The organism is Neobacillus sp. SRL179, assembly GCF_984799095.1.
The window spans coordinates 4,363,893-4,390,302 of record NZ_OZ481792.1; the positions used below are offsets into that span (position 1 = coordinate 4,363,893).

At 42.6% G+C, this 26,410-nt stretch carries 19 protein-coding genes; 4 read left to right on the plus strand and 15 right to left on the minus strand.

What is annotated here, in order from left to right; genetic code table 11:
* Positions 1-8: 8 nt before the first annotated feature.
* Genes AC4E8C_RS21470 through AC4E8C_RS21485 form a run of 4 tightly spaced genes read left to right on the plus strand, consistent with a single transcriptional unit; the run spans position 9 to position 2,819 of the window.
* Positions 9-1,190, plus strand: coding sequence for a hypothetical protein (locus tag AC4E8C_RS21470; protein WP_490208663.1), 1,182 nt, complete (start codon positions 9-11; stop codon positions 1,188-1,190).
* Positions 1,191-1,199: 9 nt separating this feature from the next.
* Positions 1,200-1,934, plus strand: coding sequence for a hypothetical protein (locus AC4E8C_RS21475; RefSeq protein ID WP_490208664.1), 735 nt, complete (start codon positions 1,200-1,202; stop codon positions 1,932-1,934).
* Positions 1,931-2,389, plus strand: coding sequence for a DUF5085 family protein (locus AC4E8C_RS21480; protein ID WP_490208665.1), 459 nt, complete (start codon positions 1,931-1,933; stop codon positions 2,387-2,389). Before AC4E8C_RS21475 ends, AC4E8C_RS21480 begins: the two co-directional genes overlap by 4 nt.
* On the plus strand, positions 2,382-2,819 hold the full coding sequence (locus AC4E8C_RS21485) for a DUF5085 family protein (RefSeq protein ID WP_490208666.1): 438 nt from the start codon (positions 2,382-2,384) through the stop codon (positions 2,817-2,819). The genes AC4E8C_RS21480 and AC4E8C_RS21485 overlap by 8 nt, the downstream gene beginning before the upstream one ends.
* A gap of 183 nt (positions 2,820-3,002) precedes the next feature.
* On the opposite strand, the gene AC4E8C_RS21490 is transcribed toward AC4E8C_RS21485, so the two are convergent.
* The 15 genes from AC4E8C_RS21490 to AC4E8C_RS21560 all read right to left on the minus strand — a co-directional run bounded on the left by AC4E8C_RS21490 (position 3,003) and on the right by AC4E8C_RS21560 (position 26,391).
* Positions 3,003-4,259 carry an FHA domain-containing protein gene (locus AC4E8C_RS21490; RefSeq protein WP_490208667.1) on the minus strand — a complete coding sequence of 419 codons (1,257 nt, stop codon included), beginning with the start codon at positions 4,257-4,259 and terminating at the stop codon, positions 3,003-3,005.
* A gap of 97 nt (positions 4,260-4,356) precedes the next feature.
* Positions 4,357-4,659, minus strand: coding sequence for a pore-forming ESAT-6 family protein (locus AC4E8C_RS21495; protein WP_490208668.1), 303 nt, complete (start codon positions 4,657-4,659; stop codon positions 4,357-4,359).
* A 40-nt stretch (positions 4,660-4,699) separates the two neighbouring features.
* Complete coding sequence (locus AC4E8C_RS21500) at positions 4,700-5,002, minus strand: WXG100 family type VII secretion target (protein ID WP_490208669.1); 303 nt, start codon at positions 5,000-5,002, stop codon at positions 4,700-4,702.
* Between the two features lie 42 nt (positions 5,003-5,044).
* Positions 5,045-5,254 (minus strand): hypothetical protein, encoded by a 210-nt coding sequence (locus AC4E8C_RS21505; RefSeq protein WP_490208670.1) that lies wholly within the window; start codon positions 5,252-5,254, stop codon positions 5,045-5,047.
* A 17-nt stretch (positions 5,255-5,271) separates the two neighbouring features.
* Positions 5,272-6,651: an Mbeg1-like protein gene (locus AC4E8C_RS21510; RefSeq protein WP_490208671.1), complete on the minus strand. Its 1,380-nt coding sequence runs from the start codon at positions 6,649-6,651 to the stop codon at positions 5,272-5,274.
* A gap of 7 nt (positions 6,652-6,658) precedes the next feature.
* Positions 6,659-7,345, minus strand: coding sequence for a hypothetical protein (locus AC4E8C_RS21515; RefSeq protein ID WP_490208672.1), 687 nt, complete (start codon positions 7,343-7,345; stop codon positions 6,659-6,661).
* 113 nt (positions 7,346-7,458) lie between these two features.
* Positions 7,459-7,710 (minus strand): ubiquitin family protein, encoded by a 252-nt coding sequence (locus AC4E8C_RS21520; RefSeq protein WP_490208673.1) that lies wholly within the window; start codon positions 7,708-7,710, stop codon positions 7,459-7,461.
* Positions 7,703-12,325, minus strand: coding sequence for a type VII secretion protein EssC (essC, locus tag AC4E8C_RS21525; RefSeq protein WP_490208674.1), 4,623 nt, complete (start codon positions 12,323-12,325; stop codon positions 7,703-7,705). Before essC ends, AC4E8C_RS21520 begins: the two co-directional genes overlap by 8 nt.
* Before the next feature lie 283 nt (positions 12,326-12,608).
* Entirely contained in the window at positions 12,609-18,626 is a 6,018-nt protein-coding gene (locus AC4E8C_RS21530) for an Ig-like domain-containing protein (protein WP_490208675.1), read from the minus strand.
* A gap of 54 nt (positions 18,627-18,680) precedes the next feature.
* Positions 18,681-19,184, minus strand: coding sequence for a hypothetical protein (locus AC4E8C_RS21535; protein WP_490208676.1), 504 nt, complete (start codon positions 19,182-19,184; stop codon positions 18,681-18,683).
* Positions 19,185-19,196: 12 nt separating this feature from the next.
* A complete protein-coding gene (locus AC4E8C_RS21540) occupies positions 19,197-20,885 on the minus strand; it encodes a protein kinase domain-containing protein (RefSeq protein WP_490208677.1) in 1,689 nt (562 codons plus the stop codon).
* A gap of 15 nt (positions 20,886-20,900) precedes the next feature.
* Positions 20,901-21,671, minus strand: coding sequence for a PP2C family protein-serine/threonine phosphatase (locus AC4E8C_RS21545; RefSeq protein ID WP_490208678.1), 771 nt, complete (start codon positions 21,669-21,671; stop codon positions 20,901-20,903).
* A gap of 582 nt (positions 21,672-22,253) precedes the next feature.
* Positions 22,254-22,889, minus strand: a complete 636-nt coding sequence (locus AC4E8C_RS21550) for a hypothetical protein (protein ID WP_490208679.1) — start codon at positions 22,887-22,889, stop codon at positions 22,254-22,256.
* Positions 22,879-24,738, minus strand: coding sequence for a hypothetical protein (locus AC4E8C_RS21555; RefSeq protein ID WP_490208680.1), 1,860 nt, complete (start codon positions 24,736-24,738; stop codon positions 22,879-22,881). The genes AC4E8C_RS21550 and AC4E8C_RS21555 overlap by 11 nt, the downstream gene beginning before the upstream one ends.
* 375 nt (positions 24,739-25,113) lie before the next feature.
* Complete coding sequence (locus tag AC4E8C_RS21560; protein ID WP_490208681.1) at positions 25,114-26,391, minus strand: TRAP transporter large permease; 1,278 nt, start codon at positions 26,389-26,391, stop codon at positions 25,114-25,116.
* Between the last annotated feature and the right edge of the window lie 19 nt (positions 26,392-26,410).

Here is a 26,410-nt window from a genome sequence, read left to right on the forward strand (position 1 = left end):
TTGTTCAGTTGTCTTTGATTAAAATTAAAATTGATTCCGTCGAGCATACAGCCGCCAAGGTCGGGCAATGTTCTGCAAACGTGTCAGATGCAAAGATTAAATTATCTTCCGCTTCGTATAGTTTAGATCATCGCGTCTCCGCACGCCGCAACATTGATGGAAGAATCCGATCGGCTAATTCCACTCTAACTGACATAGAAACGCAGCTTAGTAGATTACAGAGTTTTATTAAAAAGAGTACGAATCAATACTTGGATGCTGAAAAGGAAATTGAGGGAAAAAATGATTGGATTCAACTTGGCCGCGATGTGGCGCTTGGCTTAACGGCGGCGACCATCGATCCGAAGACATGGTTTAAAAAAGGACTTTCTTTTAGACTCTTTAAGGATGATGGTATTTTTTTTATAAAAGTAAGAAACGGAAAGCTAACCAATATTCAAGGGTTTTACAAGTACTACAACATGCTCAAAGAAAATCTGGGCGGTACTTCCAAATGGGAGAGAAGATTTGTTAACAGGTTAGCAAACGAGGGAATTCCTCTTTATGATGAAAAGAGAAACGTCTTTTATCGAAATAACCGTAATAAATTCCTGCATACCCAGTTTGACGAGTTAAATAAATATGTCTCCCAACTCGGGGAGGAAAAATACAAGATTTTTGGCAGGACCTTAAAGGATACCGCGATTGACAAATTAAAAGTGTGGAATGATTTCACTGGATGGAAAGGTGCCACCAGCGCTACAAAGGTCGGAAAAGGACTTGGTATCCTCGGAACTGGCTTAATGGTTTGGGGCGACGCGAAAGACAATTTTAAAGATGGATTTTCCGGTGAAAACCTTAAAAACTTTGGACTTGATGCAGCGGTGGATGTCGGCATGGGGGCTGGTGCTACGGCTGCTGGCGCCGCAATCGGCTCACTGTTCCTGCCGCCACTCGGAACCGTTGTAGGGGCGGGCGCTGGAATTGCCATCAATGCAGCGATTACCATTAAATTTGGCGGACCGCCTGCCGAAAGTGTCGTTGACCATGTAAAGGATTTTGCTAAGCACCCAATCAAAACAACACAGGCTGCATTCAATAAGGCCAAGGAAATCGGACATAACATTGGAAAGAGCACCGCAAATGCAATAAGTAATGTCGGAAATGCGGTTTCCGGAATAGGGAAAAAACTAGGTCATCTTTTTGGATAGGAGAGTAACATGTTAAAAAATAGTAAGGAATCAGATTTTTATGAATTAGATTTGCTCGCATACGGACGATTGAGTCCCGGTGGCATTACGGCCTTCTTTTGGGGGTCCTTCGTATTCAGTGCCGTCATGACAGTGGTGGTATTATTTGCAGTAGGCTCAAGCCCGATGCTAAGTTCCAATTGGTATCTTGTTCTTGGATTGGATTTAGTCATCTTATTGTTTCATTTATTATTTGCCATTTTGTATACCAATGATAAATTCGCCTATAAGTTTCAGCGGTTTCAAGTCGTGATTTTGCTTTTCCTTTCATTTAAACTGTCACTTGACGCCTATCAAGTATTTTTTCTTATGTGTGATGATCGGAACGCTCCTAGCACCATCATTAACATAGCCCTGATCCTTCTATTAGGAGGCATCGTCTACTTAATCGCTTCTACCATCAGAGCGTTCGGGAGAGTGAAAAAAGGGGCGTTTCAAAAGGGTGGCAAGCTGTTATATGATTTTCAAACGTCCAAGGCCCATATCAGCATCCCGATTATATTTGCAGCGGTGATGCTGGGGACTGCTATTTTTAAAGCGATATCCAACAATATGCTTGGCGTGTACTTTTTCCTTTTCATATGTGTGATTTTACAGTATGCGATTGCCATGGCTTGGCCTGAATTCCTTCTGCTGGCTCACTGTAAATTTCGCTTTGAATCATTTCGGATCAAACCAAAAGCAGAAAGAGGAAGAAAAAAATGAACATCAAACGAGTACCGTTAGTTTTTCATAATGTTTTAAGTGCGAAGACACGCTGCCATATCAATGATTGGTATAACGGGGCACGGGATTTACGAAATATGGTGATTAAAAATGGCTTATACGCCACCGGCCCGGTCATTTATCAAGTTCGAGAGATTGACGCTAACCTGGATGAAATGGAATATACGTTTTATCTGCCAGTCAATGCTCCCCTTGAGTTAGTCGAAAATGATACATATAGCTTTTCTGAAGTTTGGAGCTTTGAAGATGGTTTTGTTTTGCGGCATGCCGATTTAGACGATGAGATCGACGAATCATATGAAATACTCAGGGAATGTGCCAAAGAGTTTCAAGTTGAACTTCAGGAGCCATTTTTTAATATCTACTTGGATGTGTATGGCGAGGGGATCATTGACATCTTCGCTCCGATTGTAAAGGAGAATGCAGATGATTAATCCTGCCGACTCCATCAGATATACGAATGTTTTATCACGTAAGTATCGGTTTCACTACAAGGATATGTACGAAGCAATGGAGGACTTTCTAAAGGACATTGGCTCCCTTCAGGTGGACGTAAATGGGCCTTTATTTTATTCTCTGAATAACGTTCCGCTTGATGAGGTCATGAATGTGGAATTCTTTATCCCAGTCGTTCAAAGCAATATACCGAACCTAGACGATATGTTATTTCATAGTTATTTCAGTATTGAGAATATAGTGTCTCTTAATGTAGTGGATCATCTCGAAACTAACACTGAAATTGCTTATAAATTACTATTTGAATATATGGAAGAGAACAAAAAGACACAGGTAACCCCGATTTTCCACATCTTATCGGGAGACGATACCTTACAGTACATGGCGATCAAGATTGGCGTGAAGTGAACCAGAGGGGTGCCCTGTGGTGCCATGGGCGCATGGGGACTGTTCTGGGAACCCTCCAATCAGCTCGCCCCCCACTAATTCCTAAGACACAAAAAAACTGCTTACCAACATAAGCAGTTTTCTCTATTTTTAGGGAGCCAGGAGAACCGTCCCCCTGATAACCTGGCAACACCCCTGGCACCCCTAATACACCCTAAACACAAATTCTTCATTGCCCAGTTTGATGCAATCTTCGTGTTTAAGCTTGGCCCTTTCGTTTGGCATCAGTTTCCTTCTGTTTAAGAAGCTGCCGTTGGTGGAGTGTTTATCGATAAGATAATAGTTTCCATCCTCGACCACTACTTCGGCATGGACGCGGCCGACGGCTCGATTCTGTGAGACATAATCCGCCTGTTCTGGATCCCGGCCCAGCTTAAATACCGTTTTCGTTAAGACAATTTTTTCACTTGAATCAGCTGTTAGCAAAAAGGCTTGGGACAATGACGGGCCCTCTGCCCCTAACACCGTTGTTCCTTCTTGTACGGGCTCTTCAAACGCACTCAATACGGTTGTCCCGCCGTTCTCCTCTTCTGGTACCTGCTTGCCATGATTGGGGACTATATTAATCGATGCCCCGCCAATCGAGGACGCCCCCTTCAACAGCGAGTCCCCTTCACCGAGCTCGGTTCGGGTAATTCTTTTATATTGGACCTCTTCTTCAATCTCGAGCTTTTGGCCTGTTCTCTTATCTGCCTTCCGGCTGCTGTATTCAGAAGTTAACACCCCGCTATCCAGCGAAGCCGCTGTTTCACTAGAATTTTTCCCAGGGCTGTAAAAATTCGAATGAACTTTCTCCAGTGCAGACTGGCTTTCCAACGCGTTCCGAGGAGGTTCCGGAGCATCCGAAAACGCAGTAAGCACTTCCCTAAAATCTGACAAACTAAGTTCTGGGCCACTTGCCAGGTAGTTATGGAGTTTGATAAAAAACGACAAATCACTAGTCTCATCATACGAAACAGATGCAAGCAACTCTCGGAAAAACTCCTTCATTGATACCTTTTCAAAAATATTATGGTTGATCGGCACAAAGATAAAGACTAATCTATTTGAAAAGTGATCAAGAAAGATAAACCTTTTATCAAGCAGGATCTTTTCAAGGTTCAATCCACTTTCTTGCAAGCTGGCTAAACCATCCACTAGGTTTAATAGATAGGTAGTCAGATGTTCTTTATTCAGCATACGGAAAAAAAGCCGTTCGAGTGTATAATCAGAAATTTCATCGTAGCGAAGGTAAATCTCTTCCTCTTTTTTCAATACTGCACACGGCAATAATCCAGCATTTTTAAGATGAGTGATCTTTTCTAATGCTTCGCTGTCAATTTCAGCCTCGGCCGGTACCTGATAAAAAAAGAACTTCGAGATTCCGTAGCTTTCTGCTTTCAAATGTAAATGTTTAATCATTTTTTATCTCTCCATTAAGGGTCCATTTTTTCCAATTTTAAATCATTCCTGGCTCCCTCCTTCAAAAAGAGGGAGAGAGCCAAGAAATGATACCATTTTATTTAAAAGCACTGGCATTATTATTAATCGCATCTTCTGCTGAGTTATAATTATTGACCGTTTGATCAAGGAACGTAGCATAGCTCGTTACGATTTCACGGAAATTCTCAAACTTTGGCTGAAGCGCATTAAAGTTACTTCTAATCGTATTAGACGCATCAGAATTCCAAGTACTTGATAATGCATTCATTTCGCGCTTAATGTCTTCCAATCTAGCTGCCAAATTGTTGTTTAACGTACGAATTTGGTTGGCTGTACTGGTCACTTCATTAAGGGAAATTTTAATTCCTTCTACTGACATGAATATCACCTCACTATGAATGGTTTAATGGCTCAAAGGATTAGTTCGTTAAACGTTTTGCAGCGTTTACTACTTCAGATTGAGTATCACGGTAAGTTTTTGCACTTACTTTCAAGAACTCAGAATACTGCTTCATTAATTGAGTCATTTTTTGTAAATCATCTTGGAAGCCCTCAATTTGCGTTGTGTACGCGACATTATCCACGCCGCCCCAAGCTGCCTTCATTGCACTGACTTCATTGAAAAGCTGCTTATAGATTCTTTCATAATCAGCGGATTGTTGGTCAATCTTCGCTGATGCAGATTCTAATTTCGCTGGATCTACTGTGATCGATCTTGCCATTTTTCTCACCTCCTTTAAAGTGCATCTGTTCACACGAAAAAGTTATATTTTCATTAACTCACGCGTGACACTGCGGTACTTATTGGCCGCTTTTTGCAGGCTCAAAGCACTATTGCCAGCGCCAATCCCTTTAAACTCACTCGCTAAGCTGTTCGAAATTTCATCCAGCTCACGAGCGATCGCATTAATATCGACTACCAAGCTATTAATCTTACCCTGCAGCGCCTTAGCCTTTTCTTTATCCTGATCCATACGGCACCCCCAGCTGGTTAATGTAACGACCTTGCTTTTGCAACTAGCTTTGATTCAGCACTTTCCAAAAGAGTGGCCACTTTGTTCAAATAGGTGATATTTTGATTAATGGTTCCGTTAAAGGTAGTTAAAATGTCGGCTTTCAACACATTATCCAAGCCAAAGATTCCTGCTTCCAGATACAAAGAGTCAATCCGGTTATTTAGTTCGGCCGTCTTTCGTTTGATCGCCTGCAGTCTCTGCACATAATAAAATAACCGCTGAATATTCACTTTGAGGTACGGCTCCACCGCAGCATGGCCGCCCGATAAAGCATGGCCAATCCGGCTTAAGAGACCAGTCACTTTATGTTTGACCTTATCAAAGAAATTCTTCACCTCGTTAATGGCCTTGGCAGTAACATTCTTCAAACCTTGATACGCCGTCACAAATCCATTAATCACCTTGTTTGCTGCTTCCTTCATGCCCTTCCAAGTGGCCTGGATCACCATCAAGGCTGCATCCTTCAAAAAAATAGCAGCTTGATAGAGTTTTCTGACCCCTTCAATCGCATAGACAAGATCAAATTTAAAAATCTCACCGATATAATCCCTGGCAGAATGAATGCCGCCATCGTGAGCCTTTTCAAACGTGCCATCTTTAAAATCAACACTGGTTTCATAATGCGGATAAAATGGATCTAAATAGAAATCCTTATTAATTTCGACGACCTTATCAAGATAAGGCGCATAGCCAAGGTCATGGACAAAATCCCCTTCGTAGGCAATAAAGTCAAATTTATCACCCTTTAAGGCTTCTTTTTGCTCGTGTGTTAAACTAGGCCAAAATAACGGTGCACCGTTAATGACATAACCGCCTAGGGAATCATCTAAGTTATGGACAAAAACATAGGATGCTAGATTTCCGCCCTTGGAATGGCCGAAGACAAACTTTTCACCATTACTAGTATGAATAAATTGCTGATAAAAGCGGTTCGCTTCTTCCTGCTGCTGAATTTCATTGCCAATGCCTGCCGAGCCATTCGACACCCAGTCCGTTTTAAAATGATCCCAGTCCGTCGGGTTTTCACTGCCGCGAAACACGGCAGTGGCATTGCCATCACTATCCCCCCACGCATAACCGACAAAGCCTGACTCCGACTTGCCGCCCATATTGGGATTGTTATTCTCATAGCCAGTAACCGTCACATTCGCTAGATTCGAGTTTTTATAGCGGTCGGATTGAAAATACGCCTCTAACGCTTGTCGTCTCGCATCGCCGCCGTTGTCCGGATCCCGCTTTACTTTTTGCCAGATTTCCTCGACACTAAGACCTTTATAACGTCCTTGAGGTAAATCAAAGTACGACAATTGCAGAAGGATATTTTTTTCTTCATCATTTAAGTTATCCAATGACATCGGATGATCACTCCTTAAACGGCTCGTAATACTCTTCGATTTGACCTGGCTCGGTAATCTTGGCAAGGTTATCTACCAAAATCGTTCCATACACCTTTGCATCTAAATTGGTCCATGGCACATTATTAATATTGGAAGTTCGTATATAATCGGTCACATCTGCAGACGTATCAACAAACCCCAATGAAACATCATAAGCTTCTACACCTAATGGCTTCAGTAACTGGAGCAGCTGATAAACCGGCTCATAATACTCCGCAGGATTTGGGGCACCCGCCGTTTTAGCCGCTATTTGGATCACCACTTGTGCGTCCTTATTCTTTTTTGAAAAATAATCGAGGGCCGATAAGTCCTTCATCGAGCTGTCATATTTTCCATCTTCAACATATAATAGAACGCGATATTCATAGTCTCCAGGCATGATTCTTTTCACGTCTGGTTCAAACTTTTTCGTCAGTTCATCGCCCCATTTAGACAATACATACGTATCAAAATACTCATCTTCATGGTCTCTTTTTTCACCGGCTAAAAAGACATGCTCCGGCTCTCCTTTTGGATGAACCACCACTTTATCCGAACCATACATATTTTTAAAAATAGAATGGCCTTCCTTGAAGGTTTCTACCTCAAAGGTTTCGTCATACGTTTTTTCTAAATAGTTGACGATTTTGTCCTCGGAAGATTTCTCATTCATACAGCCTGTTCCTCCTATTAATAGAGTGATGGGAAGAAATATAGATAGTAGCCTTTTTTTTAATTTCATCATGCACCTTCCTTTAGAGGCAGCTTAGGATGGATCCAAGCTTATTACAGCAGCATCAGCTTCGATCCATTTTTCAAACCAAGTTCTTCAATGGTCAGATTGATATCAAATACCTGCCCCGTGACCCGGTCACAAAGGACGGTTTGTTCGGTTGCCTTATAGAAACCCTGCGATAATTCAGACGCCGTATTGGCCAGCAAGTAGGCAATTTCATAGACCTTGCTTTTAATCGGAATGAACACATCATACGTGTGATGACTGGCAGGGTTATAAATCTCGACAAGAATCTTATGCATATTCCAGTACCCCCTCTTCACCCACAGATGTCGTCAGCAATTTGACGAGCTTTACTTTTCCTTTGCTGACGACATAACCAAAGTCTTCAGGAATTTCCTTGTACATATCGTTGGTAATCTTGTTAATTTTTAGCGCAAACTGGTCTGTTATGCCGTTGCCCACCCAGATTGCCTCACTAAGCGAAGCTTGTTTTTGGAACCAGCTCTCATACGAATACGAGCTTAGTTTGTCGCCTGCGTCCGATAGAATGAGGGTCACGTTTAAACCATTTCCTCTTTCTAAAAAGACCTTTAATTTATCTTTTCCGTCCTCCGATAGGTACCCCTGTAACTCACTGAACGAATGGATCAGGCAAGTAAGGTTCCCAAATACCGGAGCTTCCCTGCCTTCATCCAGTGCATCCTTGGTGGTATTGTTTCGAAAAACCAGGGTATTAAATAGATAGACAATCATTTCTTCTAATTGAGCTGGCTCACTCACATATTTGTAAGAATGCTCGCCTGAATAGTCAAACATGCTGCCTGGGTCGATCACGATAATCTCATCACCTGATTGCATCAAATCGATGACTTCTGCCAGTCCCTGCATAAACCGCGAGCTGTTTTCCATTGTCGCCGAGCTGACAAGGTTAACAAAAGAACCATGAAAATCATACGACGCGAGTCTTAAAGAGTTTTTCTCCACACCAATTGGGATCATATTCGACTTCCCAAACTGGATTTCATCTTGCAGGTACTCCATATCTACTTTTTCCGGCAAGATTGGGATACGTTTCGCCCCATTCTTGTTCCATTGCTGCTGATATTTCCGTGAATAGTCGGTGACAAAGTGATACAGATTGGAAGCTTCTTTCGAAATATGGGCCGTTTGGAATTCATACACACCATCGGCTTTAAAAATACCTCTTCCTTTAAACTTAGATGGATACACGCCATCGACATTGCCGAGAACACCCGAGTATTCCGACGTGTCATTCAACTGAAGCACATACAGCTGCTTAAAGTTTTGCAGCAGCTTATAGCGAATCGCCCCTGTATTTAAGGCCGTGACCACAAAGTAAATGCCATACTTAATCCCTTCCCGAGTTAAATACGAGATGATTTCCTCATACTGTTCATACGTCTCAGAAAATGCCGAGTAATTATGAATCATAATCACCATAGATGGGACAGGTGCACCCGACAGCTGGTTGTATGTTCTGAAGTCTCCGCCATATTGGGCGAATCGTTTTTTTCTTGCCGCGATTTCACCATTTAACATTTTAAACAGATTGTCGATTTTCTCGCCTTCATGGGACAACATGACGTCGCCTACATGCGGGGATTCACGATACCAATTTAAGGTCTCGGAACCGAAATCAAGCAAATACAAATTAACCTCTTCCGGTGTATGTTCTTCCATTAAAGAATAAATCAGCGTCGTCAAGAAGGTGGTTTTACCACTGCCCGCTACACCGTAAATGACGGTATTTCCTTCTTGAGAGATTGGCAGCCGCATCACTAACTGACGTTGATTGGCCGGATCGTCCACCTCGCCAATCACTGGATTGAGTTCGAAACGATCGCTCGCTGCCGACGGATACTTCGTCTTTAGTTCGTTTAGATAAATCACCTCAGGAATAGGCTCTAACCATAATGGTTTCACTTTAATATGTTCCTGGCTTGCTAGATTCGCTAAGTATTTCGTAATCTCATCAATTTGACTGGTTGGATTTTTATATTTACTTTTCCGTTTATCGATTCGAGCGGACTTGAGCACACGCCCTAAATTATCAATAACCTCGATGCCATCATCTTTCGTGGTTTCACTCTTTTCAGATGGATAATAAGGGGCACCCGCCCAGGCAGACTGACCCAGTTCAAATAATTCATTATAGCCAACCTGTAAGAAGAATCGGCCGGTTTGTTTGATTTCCGCAGCATCCGGACGTTTAATCACTTCCATACTGTCCGCTTTTTCCTGCACCTTTAAACTGATGCGGAACTTACTGTTACTCCAAATTTGATCATCGACGACACCAGACGGCTTTTGTGTTGCCAAAATCAAATGGACACCGAGACTCCGGCCAATACGGGCGGCACTAACGAGTTGGTTCATAAATTCAGGCTGCTGCGTTTTTAATTCTGCAAACTCATCCGAAATCATAAACAAATGCTGTAAAGGCTCCTTGACGACCCCTTCACGGTATAGCTTTTGATACTTATAGATATCAATATTACTTTCATTCAACCGCCTGCTTGTTTCGCTGAAAATAGCCTGGCGCCGTTTTAATTCACTTTGAATCGACACGAGTGAGCGTTTGACAGCCGCCCCGTCCAGGTTGGTAATCGTACCGGCCAGATGCGGTAAGTTGAGGAAGGCATTGGCCATCCCTCCGCCCTTATAGTCAATTAAAATAAATGCCACTTCATCCGGATGATAGTTCACAGCTAACGACAGAATGAACGTCATAATAAATTCACTTTTACCAGAACCCGTCATCCCGGCAATCAAGCCATGCGGTCCATGGTATTTTTCATGCAGGTCAATCTTAAATGGTTCTCCCGACTGGTTCACACCAATCTGTGTCTCGATTGTCAGGGTTGGATTATTTTCCTTCCATCTTGTCGGCGCATTCAAGTGCTCGACTTTCCCGACACCAAACATTTCTAAGAAGGTCAGCATGTCCGGCAGTGTATAGGCTTCTACAGATGAGGCCAGCTGGATGTTGGCTAATTGCACCGCCATTTCCTCCGCATCCTGATCAAAGTAGATATCCGCTTGGAAGGGCTGGTATGTCCCTGAAATATCATCTTTATCGTAGATTTTGCTAATGGACTCACCCAGTTCAACCACATTCGTACATTCTTTCGGGAGCATTTCCAGTTCATTGTAAAGCGTCATTAAGCTGAACCCAATGTTCTTCTTTTCTTTTAACAGTAAATTGACCATCTCCGCTTTCCCGGCTAGCTCTTTACTCATTGAAAACACGACATAATGCTGGGTAATCGAATCGAGCTCACTCTCAGCAATCTCGTTCCGTGCGGCGATTTCTTTTTCTAAATAGGCGGACAGCTCCTTCACCTCGCTTGAAGAGGAGGCGATAAAGCGAATGTTCTTTTCATTGTCCCACGTATGGGGAAGCCATTTGGCAAACTTCCAGCTGTCTTGTTCATGCTCGTCATAAATAAAGACCATTTTTAGTTCATCATAACTATGTAAGGAAGCCAGTTGAAAAATAATCCCTTTGACAAAGTCGATTACTTTTTCCCGTTTGCCGATAATCCCGCTGACTCGCTCTTCCATAAGCGATACCGTAACAGGAACCTGTTTTAAAATCGGCGGTGTTTCCACCAATTGATATAGCTCATCCTGGAGCTGATCATCATGGAGGGTAAATTTCTTCTCAGGATATTTGATTTCTGCCTCAAGCGGCAAATCGCCGAGCCCGACTCGTACCTTTAAGAAATCATTTTGTCCGATAACTCGTTCCCACAAATTTCGTTCTCGCTGTTGAATCCGCTCTAAGCAGCGATCGAGAGAAATGTGATTTTCGTGTAAAATCTCCCGTTGATAGCGGCACTCGTCAGCAATGACCTGTTCCATTTCTTTTAGGTACGCACTATATTTTTCTTGTCTTATTTTTTCATGTTCGATTTTCTTTTTCTTTTCATGCCGTTTCGTTAAAATCGGCCACAGAATCGTGCCGATCATCATACTAACGGACATCACCAGCGTAGGGATGGCGTTCCTGATATCCCCATTGCTCCGCATCACATTCTGCACCGTAAAGATTCCCATGAACAACGAGCCCATCCCCATCGTCAACGATGGACCAAGCATTAACATCAAGGGCGTTTCTTCTAACGTATTCGGCTGCGGCGGCGCATCGATCTTAATCGTCCTCTTCTCAATATCACGTTTAAAGCGCGGCGAGCGGAAAAACAAATCATTGTTTGGTTCTTCCACCAAAAACTCATCCAAATCGTCTTCATCTTCCAGGATCGGCTGATTCATCGCTACCGGTTTAAAGGCGTGACGATCCAAAAAGACCATTTGGTGCGGATTATTTAAGGAAAGTAATTTTCCGTTAAAAATGATACGCAATCCCATCACGGAAATGACATCACCAATCGAAAGTTCCTTCACTTGAATTTTTTCTCCATTCACATAGGTACCATTTGAACTATTGTCATCCTTAATAACGGCCTTACCTTGGGAATGGTACTCAATCCGGCAATGGGAACTTGACACCAATTTATTGTTGAAACAAATATCGCTTTCCTTGGAGCGTCCAATTTTGACCACATTGGTGGTCACCATATGTTTGGTAAATTCATTTCGGTCTTCACTGTATGGTTCCACATACAAAAGCGCAGGGCTTTCAAGGTCTCGATAAATCGTATAGGTTTGAAACGGTTCGACCACTAGTTTGGCTGGCCTTTCGTCCGCAGGTCCCTTTAAGTAGGCAAATTTGTTGGACTTCAGGTGCCACTTTCCGTCCTCCGCTTCAATCGCCATCAAATCAATGGAGTGACCGTTCGCATCCTCTGAGGATAAGACATATCGTCCGGTTATTTTCTCAGGTAAAACAAGGTTAAATGCTTTACCTTTATCAAAAAGTGTTAAAATCAAGTTCCTTCTCTCCCTGCACCACTTAATAATGTGCTATGGTCTATTGTTTTTATTATGTATTTTAGGTTGTAGCTTTTTGCGATTCGCTGATAAAAGTGAAAATTCGCTGATAAAGTGGTGAAATGCGCTGATATAATGGTAGATTCGCTGATAAACTCTCAAAATTCGCTGATAAATCAACTATATTCAATAAAGACCCCTGCTATGTGACACTAGATAGCTATTCTGTCTACATAGCAGGGGCTTTTGGTGCCAATTTTGCAAAATCAAACGGATTTTTAGATTATCCTTCTACACGCTCAGTCTCTTCTTCTTTTCTCCTCTGTTTACGGTAAAGGACGATCGCGGCGGCAGCGATGGAAAGACCGCCTATTCCACCGATCGACCCGGCAAATGCCGGTTTATTGTTATACCAGCGAACGAATACATTCGTGGACACGAGGATATCATCCACTTTTTTCGTCAATTCGTTCCCTGCCGCATCGACAGCGACAACCTTGACGGCCTGCTTCGAGTTCGAGCTAGGGATGGCAATTGTATACTTCTCGCCATCTTCCTTGTACTCTACCTTTTTACCATTCAGGTAAATTTCTGCTCCATTTAAAACAAGATTATCCTTGACAGAAAAAGTCACAGGCTTTGTTTCAACTGGATACTGTTCACCGCTTTCGAGATCAATCGGCACGATGACAGGAGAGGTTTTATCAATTCCAAAGGAGATTTCTGCTTTTTTCGTCTCATCGATATTTTCATTGATATTCCCCGCAGCGTCTTCTGAGAATAACGCTACTGTGTATTTACCATCATCACTAAACAATGCTTTATCAATAACATACGTATACTGACTCCATTGGCCCTTGCCGCCCTTGTGAGAGACGGTAAAATCTTTTCCTTCCGTTAAATCAGAAGGTGTACCATTTTTCGTTACCTTTACTTTCATACTTTCGCGTTTTAAGCTGTCCACGTTCGTTTCGGTCACAATAACATCCGACTCATTCTGTACGTATTTGCCTTCGATTTTTTTCAAAGCATCGTCAAATACATAGACAGAACCAAAGCGGTTGACTGAAAACTGAATCGTTTGCGTCGTGGTATTGCCTGCATAGTCAACCAGCGATGCCGTTAAAGTATAAATATCATCATTTTGCTTAATCTTTTCAAAGTTTTTATACGTATAAATCTGACCGTTCGGCACATCCGTATAGCTTCCTGCTAATTTGACGGATTTGTTATTAGCAGCAGCTAGCTTGATACTGACGCCCTTTTTATCGAAGTTCGTATCGGAATACGTAATCACCGGAGTGACATCGCCTTTATTAGCCGATTGATCCTTCACACCAGTAATCGCTAGCGCCGGCGCCGTTTTGTCTACGTAAAATTCCTCTGTTTTATAATCAGCTGCGACATTACCGGCCATGTCGGTGAAATCAATGTCAAAGCTATATTTGCCATCCGCTCCATAATGAATCGTCGCAGTGTTCACATCGCCACGTTTGGTCCACCCGCTTGTTTTCGGGAAGCCTGCTGCCTTTCCGTCAATGGTGGCACTGCCTGCCACTTTAATCCGGCTTGCATCGAAGTTATGCTCCGTTACCGAAATCGTCGCTGTTCGGTCTGCTTTATAATAGTTGCCGTTTGAGCTGCTATTGTTGCTATACGATACCTTGATAACAGGGATCGTTTTATCAAGAGTAAACTTCTGCTGAATAAAGGCAGGTGCTGGATTTTGAGCATTATCTTTATAGCTGATATCAAACGTATAATCGCCATCCGCACTGTATTTAATCGTTGCCGTATGCGTCGTTAGATCTGGATTGCCAGCATTCGCTGATGTGGTCCAGCCAACTAAATTCGGGATGGCTCCATCCGTATTCGTGATCACATGGACGACATCTTCCGGTTTGAAATTCCGCTCCGTAATAACAATCGTCGCTGTTCGGTTTTCTTTGTAAAAATCAGCGTGATCTGGATCGGCCTTGTTGTTATCATACGTAACCTTCATGGACGGAGCTGTTTTATCAATGCTGAACTTCATTTCCTGTTCCGTTACGTTTCCTGCACGGTCGGTTATCTTCACTTTCACGACAATCCCATTACTATTGTGGTTCACTGTAAGCGTCTTGGTCATCTCGGTCACAAGGTTCTGATCTGTCTTGGTTTGCGTCCAGCCTTGCGGCGTGCTGCCTGCTGCATAGGTTTTGTCATTATTAATCGTGATGTGGCCTGTTTGGTTTTTGTCCGTATCATATGGCGCCACAACCGACCAATCAATATCGCTAATTCCTGAATACGTATCGGTCACGGTGACCTTCACATTTACATCTTTGTTATAAAGCTCTAATTTATTGTTATCTGTATAGGTTGTTTTCGCTTTTTCTAGCAGAATATGTGATTCTTTTGCGTGCTGTTTTTCATCCTCGATGACGGTGCCATCCGGTGTGACAAACCCACTCGTGTTTTCTACATAATCGGTTGCCTTGGCAAAAATTTGTCCCTTAAAGGACGCTGGAACATTGAACGTAACCAGACTGTTTGTCGCGATAGGGGCAATACTGCCAAGCTCTGACTGCTTCATTTCTTTTAATGATCCATTGGCAAGCACCGCGAAGAACTTCCCATTTTCGTGATCCTGCAGGTAAACCACCATGGATTTCACTTTACTGGTTGCTTCAAAATCATTTTCCTTATCTGGATCGACTGCTTTTACCGTCACCTGAATTGGACTTTTAAAATAAAATCCATAATCCGTTTTTTCGACTGCATTTTTTAGTGTATCGGTGGCATTTTCATTGTGCTCTCGATTGGTGAACGTAAAGTCGGTGATTTCCGGAGCCGTTTCATCAATATAGATCGTTCTTTCTGCTTGATTCGCATTTCCCGCATTATCGACTACTTCAGCAAAAATACGGTACGAACCATCTTCATTTCGGCTAATTCGCGCATCATTTGTGTTCACCGCGGTTAGGTCCGGTTTGCTTTGTAGCGAATCTTGTTCATCAAAATAGTACTCGTCAATTAATTGGTCATTCACATGAACATTAGCGGCATTGACACCTGAATCCGGATCTTGAACCTCCACATCATAGGTCGCTTCGCCACTGTAAAATTCTTTCTTTGCTGCATCCACATAAGAAGTGACACCCGTTTGCGGAGTAATATGAATGCTTGCCTCAGGTGCTGACTTCTCAATCATGACCACGCCGCTGTCTTTTGCTTTCATATTGGAATTGGCGCTAGTCACCATATAAGGTTCCGCACTCTTATTGTTTACATTGTCAGTCACTTCGACATGGAATGTCCCTTTAAAATAGTCAGCATCGAGGGTGTACGCTGCTTCCGCTGTCAACCCTTCTTTTGTAAAGCTGGTACGGTCCAGCGTCGGTGCTTTTCCATCCTCATCAGCAGGAATGGCCTTCAGTACAAGATCCTTAATTCCCGAAGCGTCGTCTTTCACTTTGACCTTCACGGCAATCTGTTTGTTGAAGAAGGTACCAAATGTCAAGAAGTTCAACACTTTCGCAATCGTCGTATCATTGACTACCTCAAAAGTAACCGCCTCGCCGTCCTCAAGGATTGGCGCATTTTCATCAATATAGACCGTCTTTCTCGCTTGATTCTCGATTTTGTTGCCGGCATTATCGTTCACATCAACGGAGAAATCGTATAATCGGCCCTCTTCCGTGAGCGTGCTAGTGTCAATTGAATCTATCGCTGGATTCACTTGCTTATTCTCGCCCTTAGAAAAATCGTATTCTTTGTATTTCTTGCCGTTGAGGTCAATCTTCACGGTTTTCACACCTGATTGGTCATCCACCGCTTTAATATCTAATTTCACATCATCACGATAATATTCCGTTTCTTGACCGGTAGACTCATTAACCGTTACATACGGTTCTTCTGCTTTTTGCGGAGTAACGGTAATTTCCGCTGTTGGTTTTTTCCGGTCTATCATGAATAATGGATTGCCTTCAGGATTGATATTATCCTTTGTCACATCATAGGTGTCATGATTGCCTACACGGTCAGTCACCTCGACCGAAAAGGTTCCTTCGAAGCTTTCTTCGTCAATCAAGAATTCAGCTTGAGCTGTTCTTGCGTCTTTACTAAAAGATTCACTCAGAAATTTTGGGACAACCGGTTGATCACCTGTATGCTTTGGAATGGCATTCAAGGCGATCTTCTCAACTCCGGAAGCACCATCCTTCGCTTGAACGGTTACTTTAATGCCTTTATTAAAGAACATTCCAAACGTAACCGCATTTAAAAACTCAGACCATGGATCGTCGTTGATTTGCTCTACTTTAACGGCTCTGCCATCCGCAAGCGCGGGCTTCGTTTGGTCGATGTTAATAGAGACAGTTTGAACTTGTGATTGATTACCGGCCTTATCCACTGCCCAGATTTTATAAACACCTTGATAATCTCCATCCGCTGTGGTGAAGGAAAAACCATTTTTCTTATTATCAAATGGAATCTCCGTTGCTGTTCCTTCAGAATCCTTACTATAGAAAACTTTATCAATATCAGATGCATAAGAGATGTCTTCAAACGACTGATTGCCATTTTCAATCGTGCCTGAAATGGTCACAGCGCCGCTGAACCAATTCTTACTATCTACCGAAGCAGGATGGGGGCCATCCAATTTCAAGTCGTTTATAACCGGACTTTTCGTATCAAATACAAGGTAGATATCACCAGGTAAAATAATTGTTCGTTCACTTAGACGCTGGCCATTAGTCCTTACCTTCATCTTTTCTATGGAAGTAGGATTGCTAATGACATGCTCTGGTTTCCATTTCGTTCCAAAATTATTACTTTGATAGCTTACACGATTATATGACGTTCCTTCTTTCGGAATCATACTCACTTGTGCTTTAGGGGAATAGATGCGTATTTCTTTATTCCCTTGCTTATAAGGTTCTTTCGCAACGGCACTAGAATCTGCTTTAATCGTGACGTATTCCTGCCACGAACCGTCTAAAACGACACTTTTGACTAAGACCACCTGGATGTTGGTTTCCGTCGTAATATTTTTTACAGTATAAGTGAAACTGCCATCATCATTCGGATTTATGCCTTCCGTGAATTCTTTTCCATTCACGATGACCTTTTCTACCTGATAGTCATAATCAGGTGTGATGGTGACTGTCGCTTCACCGTTGTACTCGGCGGTATCCTTATCCAGTGTCACTTCACCGTTATCAGGATCTGCTACTGTCACCTTGTAGGTGTTAATCGCAAAGACAACAACTACCTTTTGATCTTCTGTCACTTCTCTTGGCGCTTTGAATTCATGCGCTTTTGTCGTGGTAGTCACATCGGACGGCAAGGGAATTGAGTCCTTACCGAATGTAATACTCTGAATATGATAACCGGTTACCGGTGTCACCTTAAAAGTAGGGATCGCCCCATAATTTACCGTGACCGTTCCGCCGTTTGAAATAAGGGTTTCATTAGAACCATCCCTCACTTCGCCGTCCTTACTATCGTATTGAAAGGTCAGGACGTAGGTGTTCACCGCAAAGTCTGCCTTGACTCTATGTTGGTCTGTTAGATTTTTGAATGTGTATGTATAGCTGCCATCTGGTTGTTTCGTAACCTGCGGATCATTCTTCAAATCAATCGCGGTGGTATCAATCGTAATCCCTGCTACATGGTAGCCCTGTTCTGGAATAACTGTAAACGTATAGTCTGTTCCATGATTGACTTTGTTTGGTTTATCAGGTGTAATAACCTGACCATCGGCATCGTTCTTGATGGTGCCATGTTCATAGGAATCAAAGGTAATCGGATAGGTTTTTAACACAAATTCGATCACAATCGTGGTATCAGCCGTAAGCGATGAAATGGTTTCAGTGTAACCATCCTTATCTTCCTTTGAAACAGTTTTCTCAGCTTGATCACCGATTTTAATCGACTTGATCTCGGAATCCTCGTTCGGATCCATTTTAATCGTTACGGGCCCTTCCTTTACCTGAAGCGGTTTGCCCGTATACTTTACATCATTAACGCTTACGATGCCGCTCCCCTCACCCTCACTAATGATGGTAACCGCATGGGTTGCAGCTGGAGGATTTACAGCAGGTTCTTCAGGATTACTTGGCGGCGCTTCTGGATTGCTGACAGGCGGTTCACTTTCGTTAGCCGGCTCAGTCGTGATCACCTGAGTATCCGCCGTTGTTTCAGCAAATGCATTCGTAAACAACCCTGCTGGGAAGTTGTACGCAACCAGCATGATGGCCAAAACCACTGCCACAACGCGCGTGAGCTTTGCCTTCCATTTCTTCTTTTTAAAAATCATTTACCTCTCCCCTTGATTCATCTATTTGCAGCTAGTCAACGAGCTGCCGTTTGCTTATATCACTTCACTCGTATGAGTAACCTTGATGTCTTTCACGATTTTAAACGCAACAGTCGGAATCGGTGGTTCCTCGCTGTCTAATACTACCGTTGCATCCAATACAGTAGTTTCTTCGAGATCACCATGGTACAATTCTTCGGTGACAGGCGACGTTAACACATCCGTCTCTTCCACAAGCAGCTCGGTCGCCTCACTGCCTAATAACACAGTGTCTGGTACTGGCGCCATGGATTGGGGACCCTTGGTTGGTCCAGTTTTCCCCAGCCGGCCTGAACGCCCCCTCGTGATCCTTTCTAACGGACTAGGGGTATGCCGCTTGCCTTCTGAACTGGTTTGTTCCCGGATTTCGCGGATTTGCTTTGCTGCCGTTCTGCCCGTCAAGTTGCCAATTACGGCCGGTATATTCATTTTTATAAAAAGATAAACGCTGACCACAAACAGTACTCCGGCAAGGGAATACCCAATGATTGAAATGGTGAGCCAAGTGGTTGCATCCAAACGTATTCCCCCCTATTCGCTTCTATAGGCATGATCAATGGCGCTTTGGGTTACCTCATAGCGATTGAGCACTTCCTGTTTAATGGCTTCAATTTTATCTGACGTTTTCGGTATTTTGTTTGTACGTTGCTGCACAGACTCAATCACTGCACGAAGGTCGCTTTCCTTTACGCCATCCAATTTAAACTTTCTCGAATAGTTTTCCACTGAAAACATCGTCAATTTATAGAGTTCTAGTTTTACAATTTCACTTTCATCAGGGTTCTGATCCACTAGTTTAATGAGGTTTTTGATGCTTTTCCAATAGGGAACATATTTGCCTTTATCAGAGGCTTCTTCAATTTGCATGGTAATTTCTTGATTAAACTTGCCAATATCTCGATAAATGACCGCCATTTCGTAATAAGGGCTGGTCTTAGAACCGTACTTAACCGCATCTTCAAACCATTGGACAGAACTTTTCATCCGGGTAATTTGATTGTCACTGCCTTCTGTTTTTCCGTAATCATAGTAGTACCAATAGATTTTTCCCACTTCAAAGGCAAGGTCAGCATAATCAGGATTTTCGCGGAGCTTCATTTGATGGACGTCAATCTTTTTCCTAAATTGTTCTTCTTCCGATTCGGTAAAAGCCGTATCATTTTTAAACGTATTAAGTAAACCAATATAGGCATCATTCACTGTAGGCTTAATCTCAATTGCCTTTAAATAATAGTCCACCCTGCTTGAATCCGTTGTGGCAGTCTTCGCCAGCTGGATATTATGGTCGTAGTTGTCATCTGTCTTCTTGATGTTCATGAGTTGGCCCGTAATGCCGACTAGCAGGCAGATAAGGGCCGAACCCGCTAGAATGCTAAAGTTGCGAAGCTTAGCCTTTTGTTTGGCCCGAAAAAGATCATCGACTTCTTCATAATGATTCAAAGCATACAATAGCTCAGCACAGGATTGATAGCGGTCTTCCGGATTAAGCTGTGTACATTTTTGAATGATTTTTTCCAACCCGCCTGATAATTGAGGATTCCAATGCCTGATCGGATATAATTCGTAGGGAGGCTCACTTGGATTTTTCCCTGTTACCATGTGATAGAGTGTGACCCCAAGGCAATAAACATCCGTTCTAGGATCGGTTTGCCCTTTGCCGCCGAACTGTTCAGGTGCGGCATATCCTTTTGTCCCTAAATTCACCGTGTCAGCAAGGTTTTCTTTTTTGTACTCTCTAGCAATCCCAAAGTCTACCAATTTTAAATTGCCATCCGGCTTCAGCATAACATTGGCCGGTTTCATATCCCGATAAATAATCGGAGGGTTATTCGTATGTAAGTAATCGAGCACCTCACAGAGCTGCTTCGCCCATTCAATCACTTGATCCTGCGGCTGAGCACCGTACTCTTCTAGTATCTTGCTCAGTGGTTCCCCTTCGATGTAGTCCATGATGACATAGATAACGTCTTCCTTATCTAAGATGTCGACAATCCGCGGCAAAGAAGGATGGTCAAGCCTTTTAATCATATTGGCTTCGGCGATCGCACTCTGAATGACTACCTCGTTGTTCTTATCGCGCGCCTTTTTTTCAATCTCTTTGACCGCCCACTGCTTGTTCAGACGTTTGTCCATGGCCAGATACACCTTTGACATACCGCCTTTTCCAATCAATTTCAGTATTTCATATTTTCCTTCGATTACAGACCCTATCGCTGCCAAACCATTTCCCCATCCTTACAAAATTTTAATAAGCATGACGGTGATGTTATCGGTCTCCTGCCGCTGCTTATTAAGATCAACCAATTCCTTAGCTTTTTGCTCCATCCTCGCTTCATCCACTAACACACGTGGCGAGAATTGTGTAAAAATTTCATTGTCTGTCAGCTTGTTGCGAAAGCCATCCGAACAAAGCATAAATACTTCGCCGGCAGCCGGCTGCCCTGTAACATAGGAAGGTTCAACAATTCTAGAGGCCCCAATACATTGCAAAAGAACATTTTTTCGCGGATCTGTTTTGGCCTGTTCGGGAGTTAAAGTACCTCTTCTAACCTCTCTGCCTACGACGGTCTGGTCCTCTGTCAGGATTTCCATCTGTTGATCATTCATCCGATAAACCCGCGTGTCGCCAACATGACCAATTAGTAAGAATTTTGCGTCAATTAGAAGCAGTGCGGTAAGCGTGGTTCCAAGCTGAATGTTCACTTTCTGCCCGTGGGCTGCGATCCGTATGTTTTGTTCTTGGACGATCCGTTCCCAGCTAGACTGAATCGCATCGAGCGGATTTGCAGTTAGCTGGTGGGGCAATTCCTGCTCAAACCAATCGGAGAAAGCGTTAATCACACTGGCACTGGCCACTTCCCCTTTGGATAGTCCGCCCATGCCGTCGCAAATGACCGCTAAAACAACCGTCCCAACAGACGTTTCGGCTATTTTTAATAGATAACTATCTTGATTGGTTGCTTTTTTATTTCCAATATCCGTATGTGCTGCTGTTAATACGTTCATTTCCAACCTCTTTATTCGTTATGTAAAATTTGATTCCGACCCCGGGATTTAGACTTATTCCATTATCACTATGAAAATAGTATAAAACATCCAATTGTTTACCATTTTACACCTTTTTCTCCAAATTTGTCGACCTCATCCCTCTACAATGAGACTTTATTACTACTTTCTTTTGCGGGTGAACATGATCTATAGTCATTAAGGAGGACATGGAGGGAATTGTGACCGGTACGGCAGGAAGTCCGGGGGTGCGGGCATAAGAATCGGTTTTTGTGACCGGTACAGCGGGAAATTCGGGGGCGCGGGCATAATAATCGGTTTTTGTGACCAGTACAGCGGGAAATTCGGGGGCGCGGGCATAATAATCGGTTTTTGTGACCGGTACAGCGGGAAATTCGGGGGTGCGGGCATAATAATCTTTTTTTGTGACCGGTGTGCAGAAAAAAGCAGGCTCCTCGGTCACAATAAAAGATATTTGTGACCGAGGAGCCTATAAAAAAAGGGCAATTGGTTACAAATGACCAAATTACCCTTTTCAGTCAAAATAGAACAGAAGAACCGTCCCCCTGCATCACCCATGAATCAAAGAAAATACAATCCAGCAACTGCTCCTGTTAAGATCACTTGGATGACTACAATGGCTGTCATCCATTTTTTTGTGGAGTGCTTTTGTTCGGTTTGGTTTTGTTGAACTAGTGCAAATGCTTCTTCTTGTTGAGCTCTAAGTGCCTCAAGGTATTGTTGAGCCATTTCATGCTGTAATTGAGAAGCATTTGCCGAATCATTCATGATGGCTTCAAAATAGCTAAAGCCTGATTTTACTTCCTGGTTATTTTTAAACACATCGTCTGTCAGCGTGGTGAGCAGTATTTTGAACTGATTGATTTGCTGCTCCAACCAACGGGTATTCATTTCAAAATGTTCCTTAAGAATTTCCTGCTGCTTCGCAATATGGCCCTGTAACGCAGACTCCATGGTTTCATAGTGTTCTTTTTGGCGCTCTGCCAATGTTTGATTTAACTGATGCATTGCTTGTTCGAAACGTTCTAATTTAAACGCAGCACCCTCCATCGTGTGCTCCACTTTAGCATATTCAGTCTCTAACTGATGCAAATGCTGCTCCATCTTACCCTTCAGTTCACCATAGAAAAGCTGATCATTAACCTCTTGCAAGTCTTTTAACGCTTGTTTAAAATTCACTTCCGTACTAGTACTCATAGTCAATGATCCTCCCGGCCTGAATTTTTAATAGATTCCAATATTGATGGATCACCCATCTATCTGTTTTGGCTGTACGTTGATCAAGCAAAAGCCCTTTATAGATAGCGGATTGTTCAATAAAACCTTCCATTAAAAATAGATCTAGCTTCCGTGAACGTTCGATATCTTCTTGCCATTCCTTATTGGCTTTCTCACTTTTTTTGGTTAATGCTTTCATTTTAGTTTGAAGACATCTATTTTCAATTACCTGCTGTTTTTGTTGTTCCTTATATTCATCACAAATCATATTTTGTAAGGTCATTTTTTTATGTAAAGCTTGTTTAACTTCATCGATGTCTTTCTTTGTATAATCGATAAACTCTTGAAAAATACGTTCAAGCTTCCTTTCAGCGACAGTCACATCCGTTGAGTACGTACTCTCTTTAAAATAACGATCCAGCTTATAATCAATGGAGAGAGACGTTTCAAATAGCTTGTTTGGAAATGTCATAACGGGGAGGTCCACTTGATATTGTCTTGATAGTTTCTTCTTGTACCGATTAAACTCCTCGACATACTCCTGTGCCGCCTTACTTAAATTCTCAACTTCTGCATCAAATTGCTGTCTTAAATAGGAAGCCTTTTTTTCCGCATAGTGTAATGCCGGCCAACTAGGAATAAAGATGGGCGGCATTTTAACCTCGAAAAAGGAGCCGATCGTCGCTAATTCGGCTTCCATTCCCACAATCTTTTCCTTTCCACTTTCCAGCTTTTTCGCCAGCTGACTAGCCATCCATTCCTGTTCCTCAAGTTCTTGGACGAGTTTGTTCTTCTCTGCTTCCAACGCTTCGACTTCTTTTTGCTGTTTTGTCACGATGTAGCGTTCCATTGATTTAATCTTTCTTATTGCTTGTTCGGGCGAATCAATTTGGGTTAAATCCTCGACTAATTCAGTAAAGATCGCTTGGATCCATTGATTCGTTTGATGGAAAAGATCCGGTTGGGTTTGCTGTAAATCCGTCCAAGAATCACCAAACTCAAGCGGATAGACAGCCGTTCCGACATCATCCATTTCGCTGACACGGTTAAGTTCGCTCCGATAAACTGTTTTGAACTCCTCAACCGTTGACACCTGACCGTCTAGAATGGATTGCATCACTGAACCATTGGTTACACTTCGCGTTAATAAAATACGGAACTGCTCTGGAAGAACCATCCAATCCTTCATAAACTCCTTGTCGAGTTTGGTTAGATTCGTCATTTGGCTGGCGATTTCCATAATAAGGAACACCTTACAGCGGCTAAGATATTCTTTTAGAACGCGGTTTACATGATGCATCTCGTTATGGTCCTTACTATCATCTCTTGGTAAATCAATAATTGCTAAATCGCGAACTCGCCGGTCGATATCACTCTGATTGAAATAATGGCCCGGAATTTCAACCCTTAACGGGACATGCGAAAATGGCTCTTCTCGATAAATCCCATTTCGCAAACGAAACATGACTTCCTCCACCTGCTCAAGTGTCGAACAAGAAAACTTTTGTCCTGAAGGCCAGGTTATATGAAAGTTGGCATCATTTGCTTTTGTAAAAATGGTACACGTAATCGTGGCGGACTTTCCTTTGGCTCGTCCGCCCCGCAGTGCATCCGACAATGATTGAATGCGGTCAAATTCAATCCCTAATAGTGTTAAAATAAAGGTTGTTTTCCCGACTTGAGTGGGTCCATAAACACCGATATAGACTTGTTCCTTATCTTCCCCATAACCATCAAAGCGTTTAAAACCACTCCTAAACTTAGTTACCGCTGAACGTGTCCAATCCCAACGTTGGTCGTGATAGTTAGATAAGTAGAGATTCTTCATTTTGTGCTCTCTTTAAATCCTGGCTTCTTGTCAGCATTTTTCTCACCTCTATAAAATGATTACCTTATTAACGTATAAATCAAACTAAATTGAATTTCTTAAAAATCTACATCATCCGACAGATGGCAGCAATATTTTCATTCCATTATATCACTTTACTTTTAACAAAAAATGGTTACTTAGGCGGAAATTAAATAATGGTGCATGGGGACGGTTCTCATGGCTCTATTAAATGAAAAGGGGGCGGGTACATTTGCTTAAACAAGCAAATGTACCCGCCCCCTTTTTTTCGAGGATGGCATGGCTGAGACGTGCTAAACTGTGAATATCATGATTGGGGAAGCGGCAGAACCGTTCCCATGGTGCCCAAACTCTTCACATCCGAGACGGCAGGTACAAGACTATCTCTGGGAAGAGGATGAGTAATAAGACTGTGAATAAGAGGACGCCTATAAACGGTATGGATCCTTTTAAGACTTTGTTTACGCTTATGCCGGATTGCTGACTTGTAATATACAGATTAATGCCCACTGGCGGAGTAACTAAGCCGATTTCTAACACCAGTACGACAATGATACCGAACCATAATGGGTCATAACCTAGGTTTGTTATTAAAGGAAAGACAAGTGGAAGGGTTAAGAGCATCGACCCAAACATATCTAAGAATAACCCTAGAATCAAATACATTAATATGACGAGAAGTAAGACACTTATTGCCGAGATATTAGTCGATTCGATATAACTGATCAAAGAGTTTCCTAATCGGCTAAAGGCAATAAAATAAGAAAACAAGGTGGCACCGATTAAAATAACAAAAATAACACAAGTTTGTTGGACCGTTTCAATTAATGCATCTATGACCAACTTGAAATTTAACCGCTTTATGAGCAGGCCAATAACTAAAGCGCCAAAGGCTCCAAAAGCAGCAGCTTCAGTGGATGTCCCAATACCGGAATAAATGGCAACAATAACAACCAAAATTAATAGCAGAATCGGCCAAATATGTCGTAAAGATTGGAATCTCTCACTCCAACTTGACCTTTCTACCACACTCTTATTCTTTATGGCAGCTGCTATGACCACTATACATAATAGAAAGGCAAGCAGCAATCCAGGAAGAATACCGGACATTAGTAAACTGCCAATTGATGTTTCCGTTTGAATAGCATAGACAATGAGAGGTACGCTTGGTGGAATAAGTGCTGCCAGCGTTCCACTTGAGGAAGCAACCAAACCGGCGGAAAAGGAATCCGAATATTTGGATTTAATCATTTGGGGGATGGCCACTTTAGACATAATAGAAGTAGCCGCAATACTTGATCCTGACAGTGTACCAAATGCAGCACTTGAAAATACCGTCGCCACACCTACGCCGCCTGGTTTGTGTCCAATCCATTTAAGAATACAATCAAATAAGTCCTCGGCAATCCTGCTCTTGGAGATGAAATTCGCCATTAAGATAAACATGGGGATGGTTGTGTAGCTAAAGCTATTGACACTTCGAAATGCGGTTGTTCCCATAATTCCCAGTAATGCATCCCATCCTGAGACCAGCCATACCCCAACTGTTCCAATAATTAATAAAACGAACCCAATTGGCATACCCAATAGGATAAGAAGGAGCAATAACCCCGTCAACAGTAATATATTCATCGCTTATTCACCCCTGCAA